The organism is Falsiroseomonas oleicola (assembly GCF_019029495.1).
GTDB classification, from domain to species: Bacteria; Pseudomonadota; Alphaproteobacteria; order Acetobacterales; family Acetobacteraceae; genus Falsiroseomonas; species Falsiroseomonas oleicola.
In genome coordinates, this window is record NZ_JAERQM010000003.1 from 359,477 (window position 1) to 366,998 (window position 7,522).

General features: G+C 70.0%; 8 protein-coding genes. All 8 read right to left on the reverse strand.

The window, feature by feature from the left end; all coding sequences use genetic code 11:
* Positions 1 to 27 precede the first annotated feature (27 nt).
* Positions 28 to 1,005, reverse strand: coding sequence for a Bug family tripartite tricarboxylate transporter substrate binding protein (locus tag JJQ90_RS12555; protein ID WP_216875855.1), 978 nt, complete (start codon positions 1,003 to 1,005; stop codon positions 28 to 30).
* Positions 1,005 to 2,045, reverse strand: a complete 1,041-nt coding sequence (locus JJQ90_RS12560) for a glutamate cyclase domain-containing protein (RefSeq protein ID WP_216875857.1) — start codon at positions 2,043 to 2,045, stop codon at positions 1,005 to 1,007. The genes JJQ90_RS12555 and JJQ90_RS12560 overlap by 1 nt, the downstream gene beginning before the upstream one ends.
* A 116-nt stretch (positions 2,046 to 2,161) precedes the next feature.
* A complete protein-coding gene (gpmI, locus tag JJQ90_RS12565; RefSeq protein WP_230410605.1) occupies positions 2,162 to 3,694 on the reverse strand; it encodes a 2,3-bisphosphoglycerate-independent phosphoglycerate mutase in 1,533 nt (510 codons plus the stop codon).
* Positions 3,695 to 3,750: 56 nt separating this feature from the next.
* Positions 3,751 to 4,611: an ion transporter gene (locus JJQ90_RS12570; RefSeq protein WP_216875859.1), complete on the reverse strand. Its 861-nt coding sequence runs from the start codon at positions 4,609 to 4,611 to the stop codon at positions 3,751 to 3,753.
* 70 nt (positions 4,612 to 4,681) lie between these two features.
* Entirely contained in the window at positions 4,682 to 5,353 is a 672-nt protein-coding gene (locus tag JJQ90_RS12575) for an NnrU family protein (RefSeq protein ID WP_216875860.1), read from the reverse strand.
* 78 nt (positions 5,354 to 5,431) lie between these two features.
* Positions 5,432 to 5,968, reverse strand: a complete 537-nt coding sequence (locus JJQ90_RS12580) for a DUF4405 domain-containing protein (RefSeq protein ID WP_216875861.1) — start codon at positions 5,966 to 5,968, stop codon at positions 5,432 to 5,434.
* Positions 5,969 to 6,077: 109 nt separating this feature from the next.
* Positions 6,078 to 6,533 (reverse strand): 23S rRNA (pseudouridine(1915)-N(3))-methyltransferase RlmH, encoded by a 456-nt coding sequence (locus JJQ90_RS12585; protein WP_268958640.1) that lies wholly within the window; start codon positions 6,531 to 6,533, stop codon positions 6,078 to 6,080.
* 10 nt (positions 6,534 to 6,543) lie between these two features.
* Positions 6,544 to 7,522, reverse strand: a 979-nt coding sequence (gene rsfS, locus JJQ90_RS27005; RefSeq protein WP_230410607.1) for a ribosome silencing factor, incomplete at its 5' end; no start/stop codon positions are given.

Consider the following 7,522-nt stretch of genomic DNA (forward strand, 5'->3'; position numbering starts at 1 on the left):
CCAGTAGGTCACATCGCGGCGGTGAATTCAGCCCAGAACGATGCCGAGCCTGGCGATCAGCGCGGCATATTGTGCTTCTTCCGCGCGCAGCAGGGCCAGCGCCTCGGCCGGGCTATTGGCCATCGGGACCGCACCCATGCGGGTGAAGCGCTCCACCAGGGCGGGCAGGCGCAGCACCGCCACCATCTCCGCATTCATGCGGTCGATGATCGCGGCCGGCGTGTCCTTCGGCGCCAGCACCATGGACCAGGAATTCGCCGCGAAGCCCGCCACGCCGGCCTCCGCCACGGTCGGCACATCGGGGAATTGCGGCGAGCGGTCCGGCCCGCCGGCGGCCAGCAGGCGCAACTGGCCATTGACGATAAGGTCCTGCACGGCGGGCAGCGTGTCGAAGCCCAGATGCACCAGTCCGCTCACCAGGTGGTTCATCGAATCGCCGCTGCCGCGATAGGGCACATGCGTCATCTCGATGCCCGTCGCCTCGCAGAACCAGGCGCCGAACAGATGCGAATTGCTGCCGGCGCCAGCCGATTTGTAGGCGAGCTGGCCGGGCCGTGCCTTCGCATGGGCGACGAACTCGGCGACGCTGCGCACCGGCAGGCCGGGCGTGCAGACCATCACCATCTGCGTGCGCGCCGGCATGGTCACCGGCACGAAATCCGCCACCGGGTCATAGGGCAGGTTCGGCATCAATGCGCGCTGCAGTACGTGGGAGGCGACGACCACGCCGATGGTCAGCCCATCCGGCCGTGCCTTGGCGACGATGTCGGTGCCGATCACGCCATTGGCGCCGGCCCGGTTCTCGACGAAGAAGGATTTGCCGAGGCGCTGCGTCAGTTGATCCGCCAGCAGCCGCCCGGTGATGTCGCCCTGGCCACCCGGCGCATAGGGCACGACGATCCGCACCGGCCGCGACGGCCAGGGCTCCGCCTGCGCCAGGGCGGGCAGCGGCAGCGCGGCGGCGAGGCCGCCCCGCAGCAGGTTGCGGCGTGTCGCCTGGATCATCACGCGGCCCCTTTCATCTTGCCATGCGACAGCCCGCGATCCGGCGCCGCGATGTTCAGCTTCAGCATTTCACGGAGCAACTGCACCACCGCCATCGAGGCTTCGCCCGCGGCGCCATCGACGATGAAGCGATTGGAGCAGTAGCGCATCTCCCAGCCGCCGGCGTCGAGGCAGTTCTTCAGGATGTCGCGCTCCATCTCCGACGTGTGGAAGACGTCGAGCTGCTTGCACAGGAAGGCGAGCATGGCGGCGATGCCATAGGCGCCCCAGTTGGAGATCGAGGCCGGCAGGAAGACATCGGTCTTCACCGTGGTGATGACGCCCTTGCCGCCGGGGTACTGCGTCTCCCGCCCATAGGGGTGGAAGTCCTTCATGAAGTCGAAGATGCGGCCGAAGCCGATCTCATTGCCGTTGTCGCCGACGCCGATCGTCAGCACGCCCTGGCGGGTCGCCTCCAGCACCACATGGGCCAGATCGACGCCATCCTTCGGCACGCCGGTGGAGCCGTGCACGATGCCATCCTCGTTCGGGCCGAGACGCTCGATGGAAATGACGGCCTTCGGCCTGTACTGGGCGACGATCTGCTGCGCCCAGGACTGGGTCTGGTGCTTGTCGGTCGGTGCGATCAGGTGGCTGGCGCCCATGCGGCGGCCCTGCGCCAGTTCGAAATCGCGGATCATGATGCAGGCGCCCTTGGAGGAGGCGACCATGGGCGGGGCGTGGCATTCCTCGGTGATATAGACCGGGACGGCCTTCAGGCCCCAGTACAGCGCGCGGGCCAGGGCGGCGCAGCCGGGCGGGCCATCGCTTTCGCCATTCGGCGCGAAGGGCGCGTAGCCGGCGCCGGTGACGAAGAACACCACATCGCCGGGGCCGACCTTCTCGAACAGCGCCTCCGCCGCGCGGGCGGTGATCGGCCGGCCGCCGCCTTCCTGCCGCGCCTCATCGTAGATCTGGCGCACGATCCCGTGGTTCATGCCGCGGTTGCGCATCTCGACCGTCACCAGGCGGTCGACATATTCCCCCATGATATCGGGCAAGGCGGGCTCCTTCGCGGCGTTTGTGACACCACGAAGGCTAGGAGCGTGCCCTCACGCGGCAAAATACAATTGCCGCATCGCAGCATGCGGGAATGTGATGCTGGCTGCGGCGTGGATCACGCGTCGCGTAGCAGCGAGACCCCCGTCATCTCCGCCGGCTGCGGCAGGCCCAGCAGGGCCAGCAGCGTCGGCGCGATATCGGCCAGGCGGCCCTCGGCCAGCGTCACGCCGGGGGGCGCGTTCATCAGCAGCACCGGCACCGGGTTGGTGGTATGTGCGGTGTGGGGGCCGCCCGTCACCGGGTCGCGCATCAGCTCCGCATTGCCATGGTCGGCGGTGACCAGAAGCTGGCCGCCGGCGCCGCGGATCGCCTCCGCGATGCGGCCGAGGCCGGCATCCACGGCCTCGCAAGCGCGGGTCGCGGCGGCCAGGCTGCCGGTATGGCCGACCATGTCGGCATTGGCGAAGTTCAGCACGATCAGGTCGTATTTTTTCGAATTGATCGCCGCGACGCATTTGTCCGTCAGCTCGGGCGCGGACATCTCGGGCTGGAGGTCATAGGTCGCGACCTTGGGGGAGGCGACCATGATCCGGTCCTCCCCGGCATAGGCCTTCTCCTCCCCGCCATTCAGGAAATAGGTGACGTGCGGGTACTTTTCCGTCTCCGCCATGTGCAACTGCTTCAGTCCGGCATCGGCGACCACCTCGGCCAGGATCTTCGCCATGGATTGCGGCGGGAACAGCGCCATCATGAAAGGCGCCAGGGCCGCGCTGTATCCGGTCATCCCAGCCGCCGCGGCGAAGCGGATCGTCGGGTCGGCGGCAAAACCGGAAAAAGCCGGGTCGAGCAGGGAGGCCATGATCTCCCGCACCCGGTCGGCGCGGTAGTTGAAGCAGAGCATGCCGTCGCCGTGATTCATGCAGCCATAGTCGCCGATCGCGGCGGCGGGCAGGAATTCGTCGGTCTTGCCGGCGGCATGCGCGGCGGCAATGGCGGCGGCGGCCGTCGGGAAGCGCGTGCCCCTGCCCAGCACCATCACGTCATGCGCCTGCTGCACACGGTCCCAGCGATTGTCGCGGTCCATGGCGAAGTAGCGGCCGCAGAGGGTGGCGATGCGTGCGCCCTCGGGCAGTTCTGCCTCGAAGGCCGCGACGAAGCGGGCAGCGGAATCGGGGGCGGTGTCGCGGCCATCGGTCCAGCCATGCACCCAGACCTTCAGCCCGGCCGCGGTGGCGGCGCGGGCCAGGACCAGGGCATGGCCCTGGTGGGCGTGCACCCCGCCTTCGGACAGCAGCCCCATCAGGTGCAGCGCACCCCCGCTGGCCCGAAGGCGGGCGACCAACTCGGCGAAGGCGGGCAGGCGCCCGATGGAGCCATCGGCGCAGGCGGCATCGATCCGCACCAGATCCTGCATCACCACGCGGCCGGCGCCGATATTGAGGTGCCCGACCTCCGAATTGCCCATCTGCCCCGCCGGCAGGCCGACATCAGGGCCGCAGGTGTGCAGGAAGTTGCGCGGCCCGGCGGCCCAGAGCGCGTCGAAGACCGGGGTCCGGGCCTGGCGCACCGCATTATCCGCCACCTCCTCCCGCCACCCCCAGCCATCGAGGATCGCCAGCATGACGGGACGGTGGGCGGGAGGGTTCATGGGCGGGGCATCCGGCGCTGGGGGAGGGATTGCCTAACGCCGGCCAAGCTTCCGGGTCAACGCCGGGTGGCGCGCAGCTCCGCCATCTCCGCGCGCAAGGCGCGGATTTCCGCCAGCAGCACCTGGCTGTCCGCATGCGCCTCGCTGCGCACCGCATCGGCCGCCGCCTGGGTGGCGGCGACATCGGCGCTTTCCCGCTGGGCGCGCAGGGTCTGGATGCTGTCCACGATCACGCCGATGAACAGGTTCAGCACCACGAAGGTGGCGATCAGGATGAAGGGCACGAAGAACATCCAGGCCAGCGGCTGGACTTCCAGGATCGGCCGGACATTGGCCTCGGACCAGGATTCCAGTGTCATCATCTGGAACAGCGTATACAGCGCGCTGCCCAGCGTGCCGAAACGCTCCGGCAGGATCGCGCCATAGAGCTTCGTCGCCATCACGGCGAAGACGTAGAACAACAGCCCCATCAGCAGCACGATGCTGCCCATGCCGGGCAGCGCCGCCAGCATCGCCTCCACCACCAGCCGCATCGACGGCACGGCGCTGATCAGCCGCAGCACGCGCAGCACCCGCAATGCGCGGAGCACGGATAGCGGGCCGGAGGCCGGGACCCAGGCGATGGCGACCACCACCAGGTCGAACAGCCCCCAGGGGTCGCGGAAGAAGCGGCCGCGGAAGGCATAGATGCGCAGCGCGACTTCCGCCGAGAAAACCACCAGCAGCGTGGTGTCCAGCGCATGCAGCAGCCAGCCCCATTGCGCGGTGATGCTGGCCGAGGTTTCGAGGCCCAGCGCGATGGCATTCAGGATGATGAGGCCGATCACCACCTTCTGGAAACGGGCGGTCAGGATCAGCCGCGCGGCGCGCGCCCGCAGCGAATCCCCGGCATCGGCCGAGGTCATGACTTCCTGCATCGATTCGATTGTCCCTGGAGGCGGCGCAGGGAATGGCCCTTTGGCGCGCCGCGTTCAAGGGGGTCCGCGGCTACATCAGGATCGCCGGCACGCCAAAGATGTGGCGGTGGAAATGCAGCAGCGCGGCCCAGAGCAGCAGGCCTACCAGCGGCGGCATCAGCCCGATCTCGCGCAGCGCCAGCCGGTTCCGGCCGGCGGCGATGGCGGCGAAGGGGATGATGCTGGTGCGCGCGGTGAAGCTGGGCCAGGCCTCCGGGTGCCGCGCCGCCAGCTTGGCGTCGATGGACGGCATGCCCGCCAGCGCCGTGACCAGGAAGGCGCCGAAGAAGACCAGGCTGGCGGTGTCGCCATTGCCCAGCATGTGGATGGCCGCCCAGAGCGCGAAGGACCACAGCATCGGGTGGCGGGTGACGCGCTGGATGCCGCGCGGCTCCTCCCCCAGCCCCTTGCCGCCCACGGCGGTCGGGTTGCGCTTGTGGCTGGTCATGAACAGCACCAGGGTCGGCAGCATCAGCGCCGCCAGAATCCAGCGCAGCTCCCGCCCCGCGAACCACAGGGGCGTCGTGGGCGCATTCTGCCAGGCGATGACCAGCAGGAAGATGGACACGACCGAGGCCAAGGAGAAGCCGATCATGAAGCCCTTCTCCCCCAGCGCCGCGACAGCCCTGCCACGCAGCGCGGTGCCCGATATGCCGACATGGACGAAAACCCAGAGGGCGGCGGCGAGGAGAAGAAGGATCATGGCTTGCTCCGGCGGGCTGGCGGCGGGCAGCCTGCCCCGCGGGGCGGGTCGGGCGCAACCATGCGCCGATGGCAGCGGCTACGGGTTCTGGCCGACCTGTGCCAGCAGCGTCGCGATATCCGCCCCGCTGCGCCCGGCGCGGTTGCCAATGGCGGCCAGCGTGTCCGGCGCCGCAGCCTGGATGCCGGCGGCGGCCAGCCTGGCGATGGCGACCTCCGGCGTGACCCCGAAGGCCGGCGCCGCGGCTTCCAGCGAGGCGCGGGAGAGCGCGCCGAACACCTGCCCTGGGCTGGCCTGGGAGGAGGTGCCGGTCATTCCGGTGATGAGCAGCGAGGCGGCGGTGGCGACGCCGAAGGCGGCGAGCGGCAGGTTCCGCCGCAGATAGCCCGTGAAGGCCCGCCAGTTCTTCACCAGGTGCCAGATCGCCACGGCGGAAAAGCCCAGGCTGAGCCATTCATGGGAGAAGCGCACCAGGCCGGCATTCCAGTGCAGCAGCAGCATCACGCCCGTCACCGTCGAGACGACGAAGGTGACGATGGTGACGGGGGTGACGATGTCACGCACCACCAGGCGGTAGGCGGAGGGGGTTGAGGAGCGGGCGGCGGCTTGGCTCATCGGTCGGGCTTCCCAGGTGTGGGTGGCGAACGACCGAACCCTGCGCCCACAATGTATCGCCAACACCTCGATACGCCGCCGTCGCGCAACCAATCGTAACGCGACGCCGTCAGCCCGGACGCCAGGCCCGGTGATAGGGATGGTTGGTGCGGATCGCCTGCACACGGAACAACTGCTCCGCCAGCAGCCCGCGCACCAGGAAATGCGGCCAGGTCAGCGGGCCGAGCGACAGCAGGTGGTCGGCACGGGCCAGCACCGCGGGGTCCAGCCCCTCCGTGCCCCCGATCACGAAGCACAGCGGCCGCGCCGCCTCCTCCCACTTCACGGCCATCGCGGCGAGCGCTTCGGTCGTCGGCGCCTTGCCGCCGAGGTCGAGCGCCACGACCTGCGCCGCCTCCGGCAGGGCGGCGAGCAGGGCGGCGCCTTCGCGACGGCGGATCTCGGCGGGGTTGGCGCCCTGCCCCTCGGCCAGCTCGGTCACCGCCAGGCCGGGGCGAAGCCGGGCCGCGTACTGTTCGAACAGCGCGCGTTCCGGCCCCGCCTTCATCCGGCCGATGGCGATCAGCCGCGGCGACTTATTCGAAAGTGTCGTCGTCGTCGTCGTCCTCGATGCCCGGTTCCGGCACGCTGCCGTCATCGGGCAGCGGCGTGCGGTCTTCCTCTGCCTCGGTCGCGGCGGGGCTGTCGGGGCCCCACATCCGTTCCAGGCCGTACATGGCGCGAGCCTCCGGCTTGAACAGATGCACGACGAGGTCGCCGGCATCGATCAGTACCCAGTCCGGGGAGGCCTGGGTGGAATCGCGGCGCAGCTTGAGGCCCTCCTTCTCGAAGGCGTCCACGAGATGCACGGCCATTGCCTGCATCTGGCGATCCGACAGGGCGCTGGCGATCACCAGCCGGTCGGCATAGTCGGCGCGACCGGTCACATCGAGAACGAGGATGTTCTCGGCCTTGTCGGCATCCAGGCTTTCCTGCGCGGCGGCGACCAGGCGGTCGAGCAGCGCGGGCTCCACCTTCTGGCGCGCCTGCTGGTCGCGGCTGGGGCGCGGGCCGGCGGGGTCGGCGGCCGTTTCCTCGGCGGCTGGGGCTGCCTTCGGCTTGCGCGCGGCGCGCTTGCGGGTGGCGGGGGCCTCGGCTTCGGGCGCGGCCTCGGCGGGTGGTGCCTCGGCGGGGGCCTCGATGGGCGTCTCCGCCGTGGCGGCCTTGGCCTTGCGCGTGGCCCGGGGCTTGGGCGCGTGGGTTTCGATCGGCGGGATCTCGACGATCGCCTCCGCGGCGCGGGCCTTGGGCTTGCGGGGCGCGCGGGGCTTCGGCGCCGGCGCTTCGTCGACCGGGATTTCGGCGGCGATCACGGCCTTGGGCTTGCGGGTCGCACGCGGCTTCGGCGCGGCAGCTTCGGGCGCAACGGCTTTGCGGACCGCCTTCGGCGTCTCGGTGGCTTTGGCGGGTGCCTTGGCAGCGGCCTTCGGCTTCGCGGCGGCCTTGGCGGGCGCCTTGGCCTTTGCGGCGGTCTTGGGAGCGGCCTTCGGCTTCGCGGCGGCCTTGGCGGGTGCC

Bases quoted from the DNA above. Each gene is read 5' to 3' on its own strand.
- gpmI (WP_230410605.1), bottom strand. From the start codon at position 3,694: ATGAACCCTCCCGCCCACCGTCCCGTCATGCTGGCGATCCTCGATGGC.
- JJQ90_RS12555 (WP_216875855.1), bottom strand. From the start codon at position 1,005: ATGATCCAGGCGACACGCCGCAACCTGCTGCGGGGCGGCCTCGCCGCC.
- JJQ90_RS12580 (WP_216875861.1), bottom strand. From the start codon at position 5,968: ATGAGCCAAGCCGCCGCCCGCTCCTCAACCCCCTCCGCCTACCGCCTG.
- JJQ90_RS12575 (WP_216875860.1), bottom strand. From the start codon at position 5,353: ATGATCCTTCTTCTCCTCGCCGCCGCCCTCTGGGTTTTCGTCCATGTC.
- JJQ90_RS12570 (WP_216875859.1), bottom strand. From the start codon at position 4,611: ATGCAGGAAGTCATGACCTCGGCCGATGCCGGGGATTCGCTGCGGGCG.